The sequence below is a fragment of the Terriglobales bacterium genome, assembly GCA_035567895.1.
Taxonomy (GTDB): Bacteria; Acidobacteriota; Terriglobia; order Terriglobales; family Acidobacteriaceae; genus Gp1-AA112.
Genome location: DATMPC010000046.1, coordinates 1 through 18299, shown reverse-complemented (window position 1 = coordinate 18299; position 18299 = coordinate 1). Strand labels below are relative to the sequence as shown.

The following is an 18299-nucleotide window of genomic DNA, read 5'->3' as shown; positions in this document are numbered from 1 at the left end:
TGCACTGCCTGTATTGCTCTGGGAGGCTGTCATCGTGGTTCGCCTGACGCTGGAGCGATTGTCTACAAGAAATATTGCTTTGGCTGTCATCACGGCGGGACGACTCAGGATTTCGCCCCATCTCTTTTTGGTTATCTGAGTGAGGGCAAACACGATGAATCTGAAACCCGCCGCATCATTCGTGATGGGAAAGGCAACATGCCTCCATTCCGCAAAAGGCTTAGTCGTAGTGAACTCAACGACCTCTTGGCTTACATGAGGACGCTATAAGCTTGGATAGTCCCAAGGAGAAGCTTACCCACTCATCGAACACCGCGATGAGTGGGGCACCCGCACCCGTGCGGCAGTTGATCGGAGTGAGTGGTCATCGTTTCCAAACCGGGAAAATACATCGCGCAAAAAAGAAGCGGCCCTTTCGAGCCGCTCCTGTTTTTTCGGTTTGTGGCGCTATGCCGCTTTCTCGCTGTCGCGCCAGCTTTTTACTCGGTCGTGTGCGTTCTTCACGCTTCCGTACTGACGCCGGATAATGGCCACCAATTCAGCCGGTGGCGATGCCTTCAGAGCGTCCTCATAGGTCTGCTTGGCGCTGTCTTCTCCTTGCTCGACAGAGCTGAGGATGGCTGCGTCGCCGGCTCCTAGTTTGCCCTTGAGATCGATCCAGGTGCGGTGAAGTGCGCCGCTGACGGAGCCGGAGTCCTTTTCTTTGTCACCCAGGAAGGGCTGCAGCTCAGTCGCGAAACGTCCTCGCTCATTCGATTGCTGCTCGAAAAAGCTCTTGTACTCTGGTTTCTGGGCCTTCTCGGCTGCCTGCCGATAGCCTTCTTGGCCATCTTTGCAACTCTCGATCAATTTGGAAACAGTGTCTTTGATTTCAGTCATTCGTTGTCCTCCAGAGTCTGGGATGCCTGATGGCGCTGCTGGAGAGCTGCGGCCCAGAGCGGGAGGGCTACTCAGTACTCAAGAATCCAAACGGCCAAGGGCAAGACCGATTTCCACAGCGAGCGACGGTACAACTCTTGACGCGCGGCTCACAATCGGGGTACCAACGAGAGAGGAGAATGGTGTGGGAGAGATCAGCCTACACTCCAGCAACCGCAACATCGGCGCTTGCCGGGGACCCCGTCGCGGATGGCGATGACACTGCGCGGGTCGTTTCGATTGCAGTCCCTGTTGATTCACTGCAAGTTCCCTGCCTCTCTCGGACTTCCCCAGTGTTCATGCGGGTCTTATGCGGTGGAAGAAATTCACTGTTATTTTCACTGATAAATTCGCTGTTAATTCACTGTTAATTCACTGTTAGCCCTCTGATCAGTGAATGAACAGTGAATTGGAAAACTGACGGAGTGCTGCGGTCCTCATAGCGATCTCGGGGGCCTTTCTGGCCCAACAGAAATGAGGCTAGAGCGATCTAGGCTGGACCGCCGGGCGTAGAATGAAAGCATGTCGCGGGCGGCAATAGCGGCGGCTTTGATTCTGGCTTTGGGTGCTCCTGTGTACGCGCAGCGTGGTATGCACGGCTTCTCTGGGGGCAGAGTTGGGATGGGTCGCAGCGCGCCTCCGATGGGCTTTGCCCGGGCGCCGCAGCGGCAATTTTTTGCTCCGCGACCCGCCATAATGGCTCGCCCGCAGCCGGCGTTCGCCCCGCAGCGGCGGAGTGTCGTTACCTTTGGCCACGTCAACCGTGGACCATTCTTCAGGTCGCGCGGTTTCGACGGTCGCTTCTTCGACGGCCGCTTCCATGATGGTTTTCATGATGGTTTTCATCATTTTCACCATCGAAGCTCTTTCGTATTCGCGGTTCCTTACTATGGGGCTTATGGGTATGGGGCTTATGGGTCGCCTTATTATGGTGATTACGGGTATCCCTACTATTCATCCAACTCGTACGCAAACGACCCTGCTGCAAGCACCAGCTATTACGCCGATCTCAGCAGCCAGGTGAATCAGCTCGATTCCGAGATGCAACAGCTCCGCAGTGAGAACGATTCGTTGCGCTCGACGCTCGAGGAACAACGTCGTCCACCAGCTCCGCCCAGTTCAGTGGCGAGCCAGCCGACGAACGAGCCGGCTACGGTGATCGTTTACCGCGACGGTCGTCGGTCCGAAGTCCAGAGCTATGCGATTGTGGGATCCACGCTTTGGCTGCTGTCAAACACGCGTGCTACGAAAGTACTGTTGGCAGATGTCGACCTCGACCAAACCGTTAAGGCGAATGAAGACCGCGGTCTGAATTTCCTCGTTCCTAAATAGGGACTGCAGGTTGCGGCGGGCGGCCTGCTTTTTTGATTTACTTGCCGAGACTCGCATTCTCCAGTGCTTCGTGTCATGCTCTGTGACGCCGCGTTTGAGGGCGGAACGATGTGACAGAGATAAAACCAGCCTCGATAGATCGTCTCAAGCAGCAAACCGACCAGTTAGCGAAGCAGTCTTTAAAAACCAAGAAGCAGATCGATAAAGTACAGGAGACAGCGGACAAGGTTGTCGAAAAGGCTGAAGAATTGAAAGACAAGCCTAGTCGAAAGGACGGAAAGCGCCGTGGTTAGCAACGCATCGTTATGATTCAGCGCTGCCCGGTCTCAGTTATGCTCTCCCGGCACGCCAACGCCAAACGCGAACAGCTTGCCTCCGCGCATCGAATCCCGGGCTCGTAGAATCCAAGTAGTGGAAGAGATATGAAATCGCTATTCGACCCCTACCAGCTCGGTCCGATCATGCTTAAGAACCGCATCATCATGGCGCCTTTGACTCGCTCCCGTTCCGGGAAGGGTGAAGCGCCGCGCGAATTGAATGCGGAGTACTACCGGCAGCGCGCCAGTGCGGGGCTCATTGTGAGCGAAGCCACTCAGGTTTCACAGCAAGGTCAGGGCTACCTGTGGACTCCCGGCATCTACACTCCGTTGCAGACAGCAGGCTGGAAGCGGGTTGTTGACGCGGTACACCATGCCGACGGCAAAATCTTTCTGCAGATGTGGCACGTGGGACGCATCTCTCACAACACGCTCCAGCCGGATGGGCAGGCTCCTGTGAGTTCCACCGAGAAGGCGGCTCAGGGGAGTCTTTCGTTCGCTCTCGATCAGCAGGGCAAGCCGGCGAATGTTCCCGTAAGCAAGCCGCGCATCGCCACGAAAGAGGAGCTCAGGCAGATCATCGACGACTTCGAGCGTGCCGCACACAACGTAAAGGCTGCCGGATTCGATGGAGTCGAAATCCACGGAGCCAACGGATACCTCTTCGACCAATTCTTGAACTCAGTCATCAACGAACGTACCGACGAGTATGGCCCGCAGTCGAAGGAGAGCCGGACGCGACTCCTGCTGGAAGCGTTCGATGTAGTCGCGAATGTACTGGACGCGAGGCGCGTTGGAGTGCGCATCGCGCCGTACGGCAGCTTCAACGACATGAAGCCCGATCCCAAGGTCGAGGAGACATTTCTCTACCTGGCAGAGGAGCTGAAGAAGCGCCACGGGGTTTACATCCATGTTGTGCGCGGAAGCCAACTCGATCCGGCGCCCGTGGTGCCCGACAACTTTCTCACCAAGCTCCGCAAAACGTTTGGTCAGACGATCATTCTCACCGGCGACCTCAACAAGACGATCGCCGAGCAGCTACTCGAAGAAGACGTTGCCGACCTGTTCGGCTTCGGAACTCTCTTCATCTCGAATCCGGATCTGCCCGCACGCCTGAAAAACAACTGGCCACTCGCCGTTGCCGACAAGCGAACGTTCTACGGCGGCGACGACGAAGGCTATACCGACTATCCCGCCTACCAGGAGGAGTTCGCGACGCGATAGTTTGTTTCGGCCGCCGAGTTCCCGCCTTTGACCTTTTCATCTTCATCCTGGGCGGAAACTCCTGCGCTCTCCGAGGTTGCACGGCTGGTGCGATGGACGATCGCGGCGGCAACGTGTCCTGCATCCTCTTCCAGCCCGAACAGCGATCCCGATTTGGCATTGTGAAGCCAGGGTAATCCTACGAAGTAGAGGCCTGGAAAAGCAGTGACGCCGCGTTTCTGGATCGGGTATCCATCGCTATCCAAAACGGGAAAGCGCACCATGGAGAAATCGAACTTGTAGCCCGTCGCCCAGATCACGGTCGTGATGTCCGCTTTGCGCACATTGAGTTCGGCGGGATCGCCCGACTCATATCCGTCTCGAAGTACAGGCAGAGTCTCTCGCGGCGCGTCGATATGGTTCGCCGCGATGAACTCATCGACGCGCTTCACGAAGTCGGCTTCGAACTTGTCGGCCATTGCCAGGTTCTCTTTCAGATCTGGAGAGAGAATCAGGTGCTCGCCATGCACGCCTTGCGCACGCCCCAGCAGCACCATGCCGTCACGCGCAAATTGGTGAAGGCTCAAAGTGTGACCGCCGTTTTGCCCTGAAATGTGCGGCCAGCCGCCAAACTTCGCCTTTGGCGACGGCAGTTGATCCACAGTGCGTCTGTAGACACCCATTTGATGGAGCCACCAGTTCGCATCTTTGCCGCGATAGCGGCGCGGTGTGCGTCCCACGCTGCAGGTGGAGAGGTACACCTTTCTGCCCGCCTGATTCAATTCTTCAGCGATCTGTGCGCCCGATTGAGCGCTTCCCACTACCAGCACCGAACCCACAGGCAACGACTGCGGATTGCGGTAGTGGTCGGAGTGCATCTGCCTGATCGATGCCGGAAAATGACGGCTGAACGGCGGTATGCGGGGGAACTGATGCAGACCCGTCGCCATCACCACGTTGTCGGCCGCGAAACTGCCGGCGCTCGTACGTACCACGAAGCCGTTCCCAGTTTGGTCCTGCTCGACCGAGTTGACCCGTATGCCGTAGCCCACAGGCAGGCGGAATCGCTTCACGTAGTCTTCGAAATACGCAACGATTTCCTCGCGCGAGAGAAAGCCATCGGGATCACTGCCCGGACGCTCCGCTCCCGGCAAAGCCGATTGCCAATTCGGCGTATTCAGAGTGAACGAATCCCAGCGCCGATTGCGCCAGACGTTGGCCGCCGCCGGCGCCTGTTCCAACACGACGTGCGGACGTCCTTGCTGCGTCAGGTAATAGCTGACCGAAAGCCCAGCCTGTCCACCTCCGACAATGATTGTCTTAACATCTGTTGTCATCGCTTCACCTCGCAATTCAGTCATTAGAGCGCGGAGCGAAGCAGTGCCTGGTCCTAAACGGGTGGGCTTTGGCCGATTCCTGTGGCGTTCTTGGCTCTAACTGGGGAATTGCGTTGAGTCCGGCCTGCCCGGTGGCGATCTGTCACGCGCAAGCTTGCGTCTTCACCTGTAACCGTCCCCTTTCTCTTGTTTTAATCGTGGCTCTGGTGGCTGCGGTTACCGGTGCTTCTCGAACGCTAATAAACTAACTTTGATAAAGCAGCTTTTTTGGGGGGTTATGACGGATGTCTAGTGATGCCTCAACCAATCGGGATGCGACAGAGTGGCTACCTCATGCAGAAGTTGGCCGAAGAGTTCGGACAGTTCAGGCCACGGCCCCAACCGCGAAGAACTAAACCACATGCTCAACCTGCCTCAATAAAATCCGTAATTTAGACCATCCTTGCGTCTCCCCGAAAAAATAAATTAAATTCCGTTCTCATGTCGATTCGGGCTACACCCGGTTCGACGTATCAGCAGAGAGCCAGTACGAAAGCGACCAACAGCGATCCAACTGCGCTCTCAATGTGAGTTCACCGGTTAGCCAACAAATAGCTAAACTCGAAAACAAGCCACCCAACCATCGCTCAACCCAAAGGAGATTTCGCAATGCGATTCATGGTCATCGTCAAAGCAACCGCAGAGTCAGAAAAAGAAGGCGCCCTCCCCGATCCACAGCTCATGGCCGAGATGGGCAAGTACAACGAAGAACTCATCAAGGCTGGCGTCCTGCTCGCCCTCGATGGCCTCCATCCCAGCTCCAAAGGCGCACGCGTCAAATTCTCTGGCAAGTCTCGTACCGTCGTCGACGGCCCCTTCACCGAGGCCAAGGAGCTCGTCGCTGGCTTCTCGATCTTGCAGGTCAAGTCCCTCGAAGAGGCCATCGAGTGGGTCAAGCGTGGCCCCAACTGCAGCGCCGGCGACTACGAAAGTCGAAATCCGCCAGGTCTTTGAGATGGAAGACTTCGCACCCATCCTGTCCGAAGAGCAGATCCAGCACAAGATAAAGCGCCGAGCAGAGCTGCCAAATCAGACCGCCAACAAATAGCCGCACTTGCATCCACGGATTGAAGCTGGTGTGATCGGTAACGTCCGGAACAACTCGCCGGAGCTGCTGAACAGCAAGTGATTTGACACGCTCTCCGTCGCAGGCCACTCGACGGAGAAGATGCCGCTCCTGGGCGTGATGGTCGGCGTCTCGCCTTTGGCGTCGCTAAGAAAATTAGGAGGAGCCGAAGGTAACTCGGAGTTCGTGGCCCGGCCGCCATCGAAGCTTGCCTTGCGAATGCGGGAATTCGAATGTGATTCTAACGCGCAAGTTCAAGCCAGGATCGGTAATCTTCGCGTCGGCACTTCGCCAAAAGGTATGATTCAGTAAGCCTCGACTGAGCTCTCTCTTGCTAACTATTCGGGAACCTTCGAACGCAAAGCTGAACCCGCCCGCGTCCATAATCACCACTCTCACTCTGGTACTAGTCGGCGTCGCCCTGTCGCAGGACCAGAATAAGCAAGCTCTTCAGGCTTCGGTTTCTGTTCCTTCCCCAAAAGAGATCGTTCGTCGTGCCATGGAACACGACCTCAACAATTGGAAAAAGGAAACAAACTACACCTTTGTGCAGCGCATCGAGCAGCGTGAGTTGAACTCCAACGGCAGCGTCAAGTCCGCGAAATCTGAAACCGAAGAGATCATCTTCCTTTATGGCCAGCCCTACGCTCACCTGATCAAGCGCAACGATCAGCCGCTGTCCGATTCTGAGGCTCGCAAGGTTGAGAAAAAGCTCAACGACACGATGGACAAGCGCCGGCAGGAGTCGCCTGGCGATCGTGACAAGCGCTTGGCCGATTTCGAAAAGCGCCATCACGAAGAACATTCATTTCTTTTGGAAGTCCCGGAGGCGTACGATTTCCGCATTCTCGGCGAAGAGACACTAAACGGGCGATCTGCATACGTGCTACTCGGAGAGCCTCGCCAAGCTTTTCGGCCAAAGTTGAATGCGGCGCGAGTATTGCCGAAGTTGCGTCCGAAGCTGTGGATCGGCAAAGAGGATTTCCAATGGCTCAGGCTCGAAGCGGAGGTGATCGACACTATCACCTGGGGAGGATTTCTGTTGCGCTTGCATCCGGGTTCCCATATCGAACTCGAGCAAACCTTCGTGAACAACGAAGCCTGGCTCCCGCAACACGCGCACATCAGCTTCGACGCGCGGATCGCCCTGGTGAAAACGATGCGGCTCGAAGTGGAGGCTCAGTTCAGCGATTACAAGAAATTTCGCAGAGACCCTAAGATTATTTCTGTCGAGGAGGCACAGCCCTAATCGTGAAACGACCGGTTGGCGTGAACGTAATTGCGACTCTGTACTTCCTCGGCTTCGGCGCCTATACCATCTCCCTATTCGGATGGCTCTTCGCTCGTGCCTTGCTCATCTCCTTTATTGAGGAAGCTACGCCATCCGCCTCTTTGGGCCCGGCGTTGCTGCTTGATGTACCGGGAGTCGTGACTGCGTACTTTCTCGTTATGGCGGTGCTCTGCTGCTGGATAGGCATCGCGTTGCAGAAACTGCAACGATGGGCCTGGTTCGTCAGCTATGGATTCGCGCTGTTCTCGTTCGTTCTCGACGTCGGATTGTTTTCCCACATGTTTCGCTACCTTCCGATCACCCTGGTCGTCCTGGGGCTCCTGCGTTTTGGGCTGCTCGCGTGGATGATTGCATATCTAAGCCGAACCAGTATTCGTGCAGCCTTTGGACTTACCAGAGCTGGGGCAGCCCGGGCGTGAGATTTGGCTTGTGTTATAGAGACGCAGCAGGCTGCAGGCTTGTCCAAATTAGGAATCTAGCGATTTAGGGAGGGGCATCGGCTTCAGCCGTGCCGAGACGGAATCCATGATCGATCCGGCTTTAGCCGCTGCGGTGGATTCCGCTTCGTGACCGAAAACCTTAGATCGGTTGCCCGAAACCTAGTAGCTAAATCGAGAAACAGAAACCCTAGCGGCTAAAGCCTGATCAATCCGAGACTTCAAACGGCACGGCTGAAGCCGGTGCCCTTCCCTTAAGACTAATTTGGACAGCCCTGCAGCAGACTGCGTCTCCACTAATGCGAGTCAGCTAGAATCACCCGCTTCCAGAAGCCTTCATATTCTTCTACGAGCCCATGCTCATCGACCGTGAGATTGGCGGCGAATGTTCCTCCACGACTGCTGTAACGATAAGCACGCTCAGCCACTCGCTGATAGCCCTGCGGCAGGGGCTCCAATACTAATTCGGGAAATTTGACCCAGGCAGCGATCAAGGGACCGCTGGTGGTTCCATTCTTAAGATTGAGCCTGCGAATCGGAAGAGTATTCGTGGAGGGACTCCATCCTAAATCGATGTCAATGCAGCCATCCACCTGCCGCTGAGGATCTCCGTTCGCGATCCAGCGGCCACCGTCAGTCTCGATGGCCAGGCTGCGCTCGCGATTACTATCGCGAACTGCGATCCCGGCATTCACTGTGTGCCATCCCGAATCGCACTCGATCGAATATCGGACTTCCAGCGGCCGGTTGTCGTGAAGATGGAGGATCGTGCCGCGGAGAACCCATCGCTCAGCATCCTGGAGTAGCTCGAAGCGCTCCAAGCCCGGACCCTGCAGCATTTTCCACAACAACGTAACCGGAGGTGAGGAAGGGAAGCGACTTGAGGCCAGCATTTATTTTCCGCAATGCCCAGAAATACCCTGGGGTATACCCGGCCGATGCAGGTCAGCTACTTACAGTGGCGAAGAAAAATACTTTCGGCGTCCGTTGTTCTCGACAGCATGGGCTTCACGCGCAGACTAGCGATCCCACCTTTTCGCCTGTGATCACGCGACGGATGTTTCCGTGCTTATTCAAGTTGAAGATGATCATCGGGAGATTGTTGTCTTTGCACAGGCTAATCGCCGTCGTATCCATCACCTTCAGGCCGCGTTTGATTATCTCCATGTACGTGATCTGCTGGAACATCGTTGCATCCTTTACCAGGAATGGATCGGCGTCATATATGCCATCAACCTTGGTCGCCTTGAGAATCACGTCTGCTTTGACCTCCATCGCGCGCAGCGAGGCGGCGGTATCGGTCGAGAAATACGGATTTCCCGTTCCTGCTCCGAAGATTACAACGCGATCTTTCTCCAGATGGCGTATCGCCCGTCGACGGATGAACGGTTCAGCAACCTGGTTCATTTCAATCGCAGACATCACGCGGGTGTGGATATTTTGCTTCTCCAACGCGTCCTGTAGGGCAAGGGCGTTGATCATGGTCGCCAGCATGCCCATGTGATCGGCTGAGACGCGGTCCATATCGCGGGCCTGCTCGGCGACTCCGCGAAAAAAGTTGCCGCCCCCTACCACAATGGCTAGTTGAACGCGGAGGGAATGAACATCAGCAATTTCCGCGGCAATTTCGTGCACACGCGTGACATCGACCCCGAATCCCTGGCCGGCGGCCAAGGCCTCTCCAGACAGCTTCAAAAGAACGCGTTTAAAAACAGTCGCCATTGTGATTTCAGTATAGAACGGCGAGAGATGCCGGAGAGATCAGGCCTGGGGCTGACTTAAATAGACAAGCCTATGAATAAGCAAGGCTCTTAACGATGCAGGGCAGACTGCCTGAACTCTGAGGGTGAGCGGCCGTAAGCCTCGCGAAAAGCGGCGCTGAAATGGCTGTGGCTGGAGAAGCCGAGCTCCAGGCTTAGGCTGGTGAGGTCGTCATACTGCGCGAGTAGATCCAGCGCTCGCGCAAGGCGTAACCGCAGCTGGTAGCGATACAAGGGCATACCTTCCACTTGCTGGAAGACCTGCGTGAGATAGACCGGGGAGCAGTGCACCTCGGCGGCGATTTCGGCCAAGCTCCAGCGCCGGGCTAGATCGCTCGTTAACACCAGCTTGGCCCGGTCTACCAGTCGCCGGCGTCCAACGGTGGCGGCTGCCGCGTGGGTCGTGCGCGGCCCTAGCGCCCGTTGCACCAAGGTCAAGGCAAGGCTCTCGGCTTCCAAGGGCTCCGCGATCTTCTGGCGCAGGCTGTGCCGCAGCATGGCCACAAGCGCTTGTGTCCGCGCGTCAATCCGCAGACCCTGGTGCCGAAACCCCAATGCTGCGCCGTCGTATAGAAGAGTCCGTGGCGCGATTTCGTGTAGCAGCGGCTCGCTGATTACCAGCGTCAGGCTGGCATCGCCGCCAGCAACGGGGTGGCTGACCCGATAGCTCTCGGCAACATTGAAAAACAGCACTTGATTGGCCTCGGCAACGGCCTGGTCATGCCCCAGATGCCGCACATAGACGCCGCGGTACGGGAACACCAGATGCGTAGATGTGGCCCACTCTTCTGCGCTTTGGTGCCGGCAGGTGCCCTGGCAGTACACGTCCCGGACCGAAACAGTCTGAGTCTGCAGCAGAGAGTCAATGGAAAATTCAGGCATGATCTTGCTTTCGCTGCTAGCGATTCAGCTTGGACCACTGGCGATACAAAAAATGTATCACTGGCTCGCATTAAGCCACAGCGTCCTGTCCCTATCTTCCAGTTCTCCCGGCGAGGCTAGAGCGGCTGCAGGCAAGGTTTGTTGTTATCTGCCCGAATGAAGAACAAAACGATTGACACTGTCGCCCATTGCGTCGTAGCAAAGAGGAAGGGTATGGGAGTTTGGCAATCGACCGACAGGCGGCTCTTAAGCCAGCGAAGAACGACACCTCTCTGCCTGAGCCAGCATGAACGCGAATTCCCTGCTACTTCCCTGCGATTTCCCTGGTGCTTTCGTATTCTGCTGTATTCGTGCGGGTCTGCCGAAAAAGAATTTTTTCCTCGGGAAAAATTCCCTGCGTTTTTCCCTGAGCCGGAAAATTCATTGTTCCGCCGTATGCCGTTTCGGGATAACTAACAAACGGATGCTCATTCTTGCCTCAGCCTCACCTCGGCGCCAGGAACTTCTGAGAAACGCGGGCATTCCTTTTTCGGTGCATCCAGCAAATGTTCCCGAACACCATCGGGCCGGAGAAACTCCAGAGGCCTGTGTGCGCAGACTTGCGCGGGAGAAGGCCGAAGCCGTCGCAGGTCGTGTCGATTCTGATGCCGTGATTCTTGCAGCGGATACTGAAGTGGTCCTCGACTTGATCAGCGGAAGTCCGTTAGGCAAGCCTCGAGATGCACGCGATGCTGCGCAAATGCTGCGAACGCTCCGCGGCCGGAGCCACTACGTGATCACTGGCGTTTGTCTGACGTGGAAAGATAACAACGGTGACTGGCAATCCAGGGATGCATCGGAAACCACAGTGGTTCAGATGGAGCAGATCAGCGATCAGGAAATTGAAGACTACGTTGCCACTGGCGAACCCATGGACAAAGCAGGCGCCTACGCGATTCAAGGCGTTGCTTCACGCTGGATTCCGCGCATCGAAGGTTGCTATTTCAATGTTGTAGGTTTGCCGGTTCCGCTGGTCTATCGAATGCTGCGAGAGAATGCTCCGCAAGTGCTAGAGGATCAAAGGGCGTCGTGATCTGGTCCGAGGAAGGTGGAAGCAAAAAAGGGGAGAGACAATCCGGGAGCAGTTACTGCTTTTTCTCGTCGGTCCCTTGCTCACCGTCTTTCACCGCGCTCTTGAAATTCTTGATGCCTTCGCCAAGACCTTTGCCGAAATCGGCCAGCTTGCCCGGTCCGAAGATCAGAAGTGCAATGCCGAGCAGAAGCAGAAGCTCGGGTATTCCTAGTTTTCCGCCAAACATAAACAAACCCCCAATAGGATGCCCTATCTGTTGATGATAGGACGTTAATCAACCCACGTCAAAAAGCATCGCCCGCGCCTAGAGCGAAGCAATCAAACCCGCCAGCAGGGCTACCCTCGGCGCGATGTGCTCTACCAGAATGGACTCGTGCACGGCATGGGCACCCTCGCCGACAGCTCCGAGGCCGTCAAGAGTAGGAACTCCGAGCGCGGCTGTGAAATTCCCGTCGGATCCGCCGCCGGTGGATTGCTCGTCGATCTTCAATCCCAAGGACTCACCCACGCGTGCTGCCCTGCGATACAGCATCACGCCCCTCTCGCTCCGCTCCATCGGTGGACGGTTGATGCCGCCGCTTACCTCCACCTTGCATCGCGAATCCTGAGGACGGAGTGAGTGCATTTTCTCGTCGATCAGCTTGGCGTCGGCCATTGTTTTCACACGCACATCGACCTCAGCCCAGGCTTCCGCTGCCACGACGTTGCTCCGCGTTCCGCCTTTGATTAGACCTGCGTTGACTGTAAGGCCACGGTCGAAATCAATAAACGACGTTAGAGTCTCGATTTGATGTGCGAGCTCATGAATCGCACTCGCACCTTGTCCCGGCTCTACGCCCGCATGGGCCGCCACGCCTGTGACCTTAAGTTCGTAGACTCCAACGCCTTTGCGTGCGGTCTTCACTGCTCCGTCGAGGCCTTGTCCCGGTTCCAAAACGAGAACTGCTTGTGATTCCAATGCGAGACGCTCGGTGATCGATCGCGAAGAATGGCTCCCTACCTCCTCATCAGAGACAAACAGCGTGCGGACCGGAGGATGAGGAATGTTGTGTTCGCGCAGCATCCCAAGTGCGTGCATGGCGATGGCAATGCCACCCTTCATGTCGAGCACGCCGGGCCCCCATACTCGACCGTCGGCCAAGCGGAAGGGCATCTGGTTGAGAGTTCCCAGATCCCAAACCGTGTCGGTGTGGCCTAAGAGAAGTATGGGCTTAGTTTCCGATATGCCGGCAAAGTCGGCTTGTACGTGATTACCGAAATCGCTCACACGATGAATTTGGGCATGCCCACCGAGATGTTCCAGCCTGGCGGCGAGGAAATCAGCAAGATGATCGACGGCCGACTTGCTGCTGCTGGGAGATTCGATCTCGACCAGAGCTTTCAGATCTTGCAGGAGTTGTTGCTCGCGGCTGCGAGCCTCCGCCACCGTAATCATGGTCCCTGAGCTTACACATCGGCTCTTAATTCGCCAATGGTGCGCACGAGAAACTATAATTTCGTGCTTCAGACATGAGCGCAGAAGATCAAGCAAGCGTGACGACGATGGAACCCGAGCAGTCGGCGATGGAAAAGAAGACGCTGGATATAACCGAGATCCAGGCGATCTTGCCGCATCGCTATCCATTCCTGCTCATTGACCGCGTGATCGAAATCGAGCGCAAGAAGCGCATCGTCGCCATCAAAAACGTCACGGCAAATGAACCGCACTTTGCCGGACACTTCCCGGGCTATCCGATCATGCCGGGGGTCCTCATTGTTGAAGCGATCGCCCAGGCGGGTGGGGCGCTGTTGCTGACGGAGATTCCCGATCGCGACCAGAAACTCATGGTGTTCACCGGCATTGAACGCGCCAAGTTCCGCAAGCCGGTCACGCCGGGTGATCAGCTCCGCGTCGAAGTCGATGTTCTGGCATGGCGCGCAACAGCCGTGAGGATGCAAGGCAACGTTTGGGTAGACGGCAAACTTGCCTGCGAAGCTATCGTGACATGCCAGCTGGTGAGCCGCCCGGCGTGAGCTCACGCATTCATCCCACAGCGATCGTCGATCCGCGCGCAGAGGTTCCGGATAGCTGCATCATCGGCCCATTTTGCATCGTCGGCGAAGACGTTGTAATGGGCGAGAAGTGCGAACTTCTCCCGCATGTAGTGCTGGGCGGACCAACAAAAATCGGCAGCAACAACCGCGTCTTCCCCTTCACAACGCTGGGATTAGAACCTCAGGATCTGAAGTTCAAGGGCGAAAAGACCCGCCTCGAGATCGGCGATAACAACGTAATTCGCGAGAGCGTGACTATTCACCGCGGCACTCCTAGTGGCGGCGGCGTTACGCGCGTTGGAAGTAATTGCCTGATTATGGCGTACACGCACATCGCGCATGATTGCGTGATCGCCGATAACGTGATCATGGCGAACGCTGCCACGCTCGCAGGACATGTAACGGTTGAAGAATATGCGGTAGTTGGGGCGCTATGTCCGGTACATCAGTTCGTTCGCATCGGCGCTTATTCGTACATTGGCGGCGGCACTACCATCACTCAGGACGTTCTTCCGTTCTCGTTAACCAGCGCAAAGCGCGAAGTACACGCCTTTGGGATGAATTCCGTCGGTCTTCAGCGCAAAGGATTCAGCAAGGAACGGTTGCGCAAAATCCATCGCGCTTATCGCGTGCTGCTCAATTCGAAGATGAATGTCGGGGATTCGCTGGCCAAACTCAAGGCTGAGAGCGACTTAAGTGACGACGTCGCGCGGCTCGTTAAGTTCGTTGAGGGATCGGAAAGAGGGATCCTGAAGTGACGGTTCGCGCATAAAAAGCGCAGTTTTAAGGCACTTTTGGCGCGAAATCAGGGCATTGGGAGCACAGTTCAAGGCGCTTCCGCACGCCTAATGTCATACTTTCTGTATGTCTCACGAGCCCTTTAAGACCGGTCCAGCCGAGGAAGTGCGGCGCGTTCAGGCTGAAGAAGCGCGCGTTCTGCCCGTTGCGGCCACGGATCCAAGGTCCGTCAAGGTGGAAAAAAGCACCGGTAAGGGCATGGACATCGAGTGGAAAGACTCACACAAGAGCCACTATTCGTTTTCCTGGCTGCGCGACGCCTGCCCATGCGCTACCTGCAACGAAGAGCGCGGGGGCTCCGGACGTAGAATCGGGGAGCCGCCGAAACCCAAACCAGGCGCTCTGCCCATGTATAAGGAGCCTGTGCGCCCGTTAGAAGTCGCTCCCGTAGGCAAATACGCAATCAACTTTCACTGGAACGACGGCCACAGCAGCGGCATTTACTCCTGGGAATTCCTGCGCCGCGAGTGCCCGTGTCCGGAGTGCAAAGGCTAAACTCAGCTGCCAGCAATCGCACCCGGCATTCACCGAGAGCTGCTGCAATCGTGGTGCGGCAAACTCTAGCACTCAAGCGGCATCTGTAAGGTAGCGGCCGGACTAGAACGAGACTCCCCGTACAATTTTAGCTGGAGGACTGCATGAAAGGTTTTCTCATTGGACTTGGAATTGGTGTTGGCCTGGGTGTGCTATTTGCGCCCCTGAGCGGCGAAGAAACGCGGAACAATTTGGCGGAGCGCGCGAGCGATCTGCAGGATAGCGCTCGCGAATTGGTAGATCAGGGCAAGGAGCGCGTGCGCTCAGGCATCAGCGCAGTTCGCAACCAGACACAAAATGTGGTTGGACGCGCGCAGCAAGCGACTGGAACTGAAGGTGGCGTGTAGGCTTCAACAGTTCACGAAATAAAAAAGGGCGGCTTCGGCCGCCTTTTTTTATTCAGACACTTCGCCAGAATCTCCTATTTCGGAACTCAAGATGCAGTGACTCGGGTCTTGCGATTGGCCGTGACATGTGCACATCGCGGTGTGCTGTCGGTTACCTTAGCCTAGCGAGCCCTTAGTGTCTTCACCCAACGTCCTACGACTCCTGTTACCTAATTCAGAAACTCTGGATTGATTTTCGGCTGGCACCCCGGGGATACTCTCTCCATGAACTCGCGGCTAATCGTTGTTGGGCTCCTGATCGTCGCGAGTCTCACAATCCTTGCGCTGTTGATGACGCCGGTCGTGCATGTTCCCTACATCGTGGTGCATGGACCGATGAGTGCGCTTCGCGCGCAACGTGCGGCGGCGCTCTTCAATGCGCTAATCGGCGCAAGCGCCTTTTTCGTCGGGCTGCTCTTCGTCGTGCAGGAGCTTCGAACGACTTCGAGAGTGGGAAGTACCACTTTGGAGTTACCGGGTTCGCTGCATTTAAGTTGTAGCCTACGCTGCTGATCCAGCATCTCTGAATTGTTGCTCCTTTAGGCTGTTATTCCGCGCCAACAAAGCGACTGAATGGATCTGTGTGATCCACAAAAAGGAGAAGTTTATGAAGTCTCGCGCACCATTATTTACATTTGTTCTCACTCTCGCAGCGGCAATGCTTCTCATCGCCGGCTGCGCCAAGAAGCCCGTGGCGGCAAAGGTTGAGCCGCCTCCGCCACCGCCGCCGCAGCCAACGGTTACTCTCAGCGTGTCTCCGCAGGAGATCAAAAAGGGAGAGTCGGCAAAGCTTACGTGGGAATCCAAGGATGCCACCGACGTCACGATCGAGTCGCTTGGATCGCTGGATTTGAACGGTTCGATTAGCGTCAATCCAGCGGACTCGACCACGTATCGCCTCGTTGCCAAGGGTCCCGGTGGAACTTCCGATGCCACTGCGCGGCTCACCGTCAGCGTACCGCCTCCTCCGGTAGCAGTGACCGTGCAACCTAGCTTGCGTGAGCTTTTCGAACGCAATGTCAAAGATGCGTTCTTCGCTTACGATTCCTACGAAATCGATAACGAAACCTCACAACTGATTGCATCAAATACCAACTTCCTTCAGGAACATCCGGAGGTGGCGTTCCAGGTTGTGGGCCATTGCGATGAGCGCGGATCGGAAGAGTACAACCTGGCTTTAGGCGCGAGCCGCGCTGAGGCCGTAAAGCAGGCGCTGGTGAAGCAGGGCGTCTCCGGCAATCGCATCACGACCAACAGCGTGGGTAAAGAGCAGCCGTTCTGCACGGACTCGAACGAAGAGTGCTGGCATTCGAACCGCCGCGGACATTTCGTGCTTCCCTAAACAACATTGCCCTTCCGACTACACGGGGCTGCGCGAGCAGCTCCGTTCTTTTTGCCCCTAACGCGTGCCGTCCTTTGCTGGCCATAGGTCTAATCTATCGTTACAATGTTTGTTATAGGCAAAACACATCGCTGGCAACGGCCTGAAAGGCGAACACGAAGGTCACGAAGGCAACTGAAGAGGTCACGAATTTCAAAATCGCTCAACGGTCCGAATTTTCCTTCGGATTCCCTCCGCTTGGTGACCTCACGCCTTGCCTTCGTGTTCGCCGTGCTTCCGCGATGCAGATTGCAAATTTATGGAAGTTCATCAGCTCCGCTATTTTTGCGCTGTCGCCGAATCCGGTAACTTTACTCGTGCCGCTGAGGCCGCGCGGGTAGCACAGCCGTCGCTCTCGCAGCAGATCCATAAACTCGAAGATGAGCTGGGAGCAAAACTCTTTGACCGCCTGCCGCGCTCCGCGCGCTTAACCCAATTTGGGAAGGCGTTTCTTCCCAAAGCCCAGGCGATCTTGCGGCAGATCGGCGAAGCGCGCGTCGAGATTCGCGAGATGGCCAGCGTTGAGAGCGGAGAAGTAGTGCTGGGAGCGATTCCCACGGTCGCTCCTTATCTGCTGCCCCCCATGTTGAGCAGCTTCGGACGCCAGCATCCCAGCGTGTCGGTGAGCATAGTAGAAGAGATCACACCAACGCTGCTCGAGCGATTGCATGAAGGAACCATCGACTTGGCGCTCTTGGCGCTGCCGGTGTCAGGCGGTGAACTGATCGTAAGCGAGCTAATGCAGGAATCGCTGTTTGCGGTGTTGCCGAAGGAGCATCCATTGGCGAGGCGTCGCTCACTCAGGCTCGATGACTTACGCGAAGAACCATTTCTCTTGCTGAAGGAAGGTCATTGCTTTCGCGAGAATGCTCTGCAGGCGTGCCGCCAGTCGCGGATCAATCCCAAAGTGGTCTTTGAGAGTGGGCAGTTCGCAACGATTCTCGCGATGGTGTCAGCGGGAATGGGAGTCTCGGTGGTGCCGCAAATGGCGGTCAGTGATATGCCTGGTTGCCGGTTCGTGAAGATCGGGGACAAGCATAGTCAACGGCGAATTGGTGTCGTGCGCCTGAAATATCGCTATCCGACCAGGGCACAAACGGCACTGCTTGGGCACTTGAGAAAAGACGCGCTGGCCAAGGCCAGTTAAGAGCTTAACAATTCCACGGCTACACGAAGATCTTTGGCCAAAATGCCGGGACAGGACTTCGAAGCTGACACATCTCGAGAGGTCCTTCGCCCAAAAGAGGGCTCAGGATGACAGGTTTAAGAACAAGCGTGAGACGCAGCATGCTGCAGGCTTGTCCAAATTAGGAATCTAGCAATTTAGGGAGGGGCATCGGCTTTAGCCGTGCCGGGACAAAATCCATGATGGATCCGGCTTTAGCCGCTGCGGTGGACTCCGCTTCGTGACCGAAAATCTTAAATCGGTTGCCCGAAACCTAAATAGCTAACTCCATCGAGAAACACAACCGCAGCGGCTAAAGCCTGATCAATCCGAAACTTCAAACGGCA

The 18299-nt window shown here is 56.2% G+C and carries 21 protein-coding genes; 14 read left to right on the top strand and 7 right to left on the bottom strand.

The window, feature by feature from the left end; all coding sequences use genetic code 11:
- Positions 1-447 precede the first annotated feature (447 nt).
- A complete protein-coding gene (locus VNX88_09795) occupies positions 448-879 on the bottom strand; it encodes a PA2169 family four-helix-bundle protein (GenBank protein ID HWY68947.1) in 432 nt (143 codons plus the stop codon).
- Positions 880-1440: 561 nt separating this feature from the next.
- Between VNX88_09795 and VNX88_09790 the strand changes: the two genes are divergently transcribed.
- From VNX88_09790 to VNX88_09780, 3 genes are all read left to right on the top strand, one after another.
- On the top strand, positions 1441-2250 hold the full coding sequence (locus tag VNX88_09790; GenBank protein ID HWY68946.1) for a hypothetical protein: 810 nt from the start codon (positions 1441-1443) through the stop codon (positions 2248-2250).
- Between the two features lie 110 nt (positions 2251-2360).
- Positions 2361-2543, top strand: a complete 183-nt coding sequence (locus VNX88_09785) for a hypothetical protein (protein HWY68945.1) — start codon at positions 2361-2363, stop codon at positions 2541-2543.
- Between the two features lie 129 nt (positions 2544-2672).
- Positions 2673-3791 (top strand): alkene reductase, encoded by a 1119-nt coding sequence (locus VNX88_09780; protein HWY68944.1) that lies wholly within the window; start codon positions 2673-2675, stop codon positions 3789-3791.
- Here VNX88_09780 and VNX88_09775 read toward each other — a convergent pair.
- Positions 3764-5107, bottom strand: coding sequence for an NAD(P)-binding domain-containing protein (locus VNX88_09775; GenBank protein HWY68943.1), 1344 nt, complete (start codon positions 5105-5107; stop codon positions 3764-3766). The genes VNX88_09780 and VNX88_09775 overlap by 28 nt on opposite strands.
- A gap of 648 nt (positions 5108-5755) precedes the next feature.
- Here VNX88_09775 and VNX88_09770 point away from each other — a divergent pair.
- The 3 genes from VNX88_09770 (at position 5756) to VNX88_09760 (ending at position 7922) form a co-directional block, all read left to right on the top strand.
- On the top strand, positions 5756-6100 hold the full coding sequence (locus VNX88_09770) for a YciI family protein (GenBank protein HWY68942.1): 345 nt from the start codon (positions 5756-5758) through the stop codon (positions 6098-6100).
- Positions 6101-6543: 443 nt separating this feature from the next.
- Entirely contained in the window at positions 6544-7461 is a 918-nt protein-coding gene (locus VNX88_09765) for a hypothetical protein (protein ID HWY68941.1), read from the top strand.
- Positions 7462-7463: 2 nt separating this feature from the next.
- Complete coding sequence (locus VNX88_09760) at positions 7464-7922, top strand: hypothetical protein (protein HWY68940.1); 459 nt, start codon at positions 7464-7466, stop codon at positions 7920-7922.
- Between the two features lie 314 nt (positions 7923-8236).
- Here the strand turns inward: VNX88_09760 and VNX88_09755 are convergent, their stop codons facing one another.
- The 3 genes from VNX88_09755 to VNX88_09745 all read right to left on the bottom strand — a co-directional run bounded on the left by VNX88_09755 (position 8237) and on the right by VNX88_09745 (position 10438).
- On the bottom strand, positions 8237-8833 hold the full coding sequence (locus VNX88_09755; protein ID HWY68939.1) for a putative glycolipid-binding domain-containing protein: 597 nt from the start codon (positions 8831-8833) through the stop codon (positions 8237-8239).
- 115 nt (positions 8834-8948) lie between these two features.
- Entirely contained in the window at positions 8949-9662 is a 714-nt protein-coding gene (gene pyrH / locus VNX88_09750) for a UMP kinase (protein HWY68938.1), read from the bottom strand.
- A gap of 89 nt (positions 9663-9751) precedes the next feature.
- The gene (locus VNX88_09745) at positions 9752-10438 is read right to left on the bottom strand and encodes an AraC family transcriptional regulator (GenBank protein HWY68937.1); all 687 of its coding nucleotides are present in this window, start codon (positions 10436-10438) and stop codon (positions 9752-9754) included.
- A gap of 430 nt (positions 10439-10868) precedes the next feature.
- Between VNX88_09745 and VNX88_09740 the strand changes: the two genes are divergently transcribed.
- Positions 10869-11654 (top strand): Maf family protein, encoded by a 786-nt coding sequence (locus tag VNX88_09740; GenBank protein HWY68936.1) that lies wholly within the window; start codon positions 10869-10871, stop codon positions 11652-11654.
- A 52-nt stretch (positions 11655-11706) separates the two neighbouring features.
- Here the strand turns inward: VNX88_09740 and tatA are convergent, their stop codons facing one another.
- Positions 11707-11880, bottom strand: a complete 174-nt coding sequence (tatA, locus tag VNX88_09735) for a twin-arginine translocase TatA/TatE family subunit (protein ID HWY68935.1) — start codon at positions 11878-11880, stop codon at positions 11707-11709.
- A gap of 78 nt (positions 11881-11958) precedes the next feature.
- Positions 11959-13089 (bottom strand): M20 family metallopeptidase, encoded by a 1131-nt coding sequence (locus tag VNX88_09730; protein HWY68934.1) that lies wholly within the window; start codon positions 13087-13089, stop codon positions 11959-11961.
- A gap of 74 nt (positions 13090-13163) precedes the next feature.
- Between VNX88_09730 and fabZ the strand changes: the two genes are divergently transcribed.
- The 7 genes from fabZ to VNX88_09695 all read left to right on the top strand — a co-directional run bounded on the left by fabZ (position 13164) and on the right by VNX88_09695 (position 17934).
- A complete protein-coding gene (gene fabZ / locus VNX88_09725) occupies positions 13164-13667 on the top strand; it encodes a 3-hydroxyacyl-ACP dehydratase FabZ (GenBank protein HWY68933.1) in 504 nt (167 codons plus the stop codon).
- Positions 13664-14446, top strand: a complete 783-nt coding sequence (gene lpxA, locus VNX88_09720) for an acyl-ACP--UDP-N-acetylglucosamine O-acyltransferase (protein ID HWY68932.1) — start codon at positions 13664-13666, stop codon at positions 14444-14446. Before fabZ ends, lpxA begins: the two co-directional genes overlap by 4 nt.
- 106 nt (positions 14447-14552) lie before the next feature.
- The gene (locus tag VNX88_09715) at positions 14553-14981 is read left to right on the top strand and encodes a DUF971 domain-containing protein (protein ID HWY68931.1); all 429 of its coding nucleotides are present in this window, start codon (positions 14553-14555) and stop codon (positions 14979-14981) included.
- A gap of 143 nt (positions 14982-15124) precedes the next feature.
- A complete protein-coding gene (locus VNX88_09710) occupies positions 15125-15367 on the top strand; it encodes a YtxH domain-containing protein (protein HWY68930.1) in 243 nt (80 codons plus the stop codon).
- A 264-nt stretch (positions 15368-15631) separates the two neighbouring features.
- Positions 15632-15919 carry a hypothetical protein gene (locus VNX88_09705; protein ID HWY68929.1) on the top strand — a complete coding sequence of 96 codons (288 nt, stop codon included), beginning with the start codon at positions 15632-15634 and terminating at the stop codon, positions 15917-15919.
- Positions 15920-16013: 94 nt separating this feature from the next.
- Positions 16014-16748, top strand: a complete 735-nt coding sequence (locus tag VNX88_09700) for an OmpA family protein (GenBank protein ID HWY68928.1) — start codon at positions 16014-16016, stop codon at positions 16746-16748.
- Between the two features lie 298 nt (positions 16749-17046).
- Positions 17047-17934 (top strand): LysR family transcriptional regulator, encoded by an 888-nt coding sequence (locus VNX88_09695; protein HWY68927.1) that lies wholly within the window; start codon positions 17047-17049, stop codon positions 17932-17934.
- Positions 17935-18299: the final 365 nt, after the last annotated feature.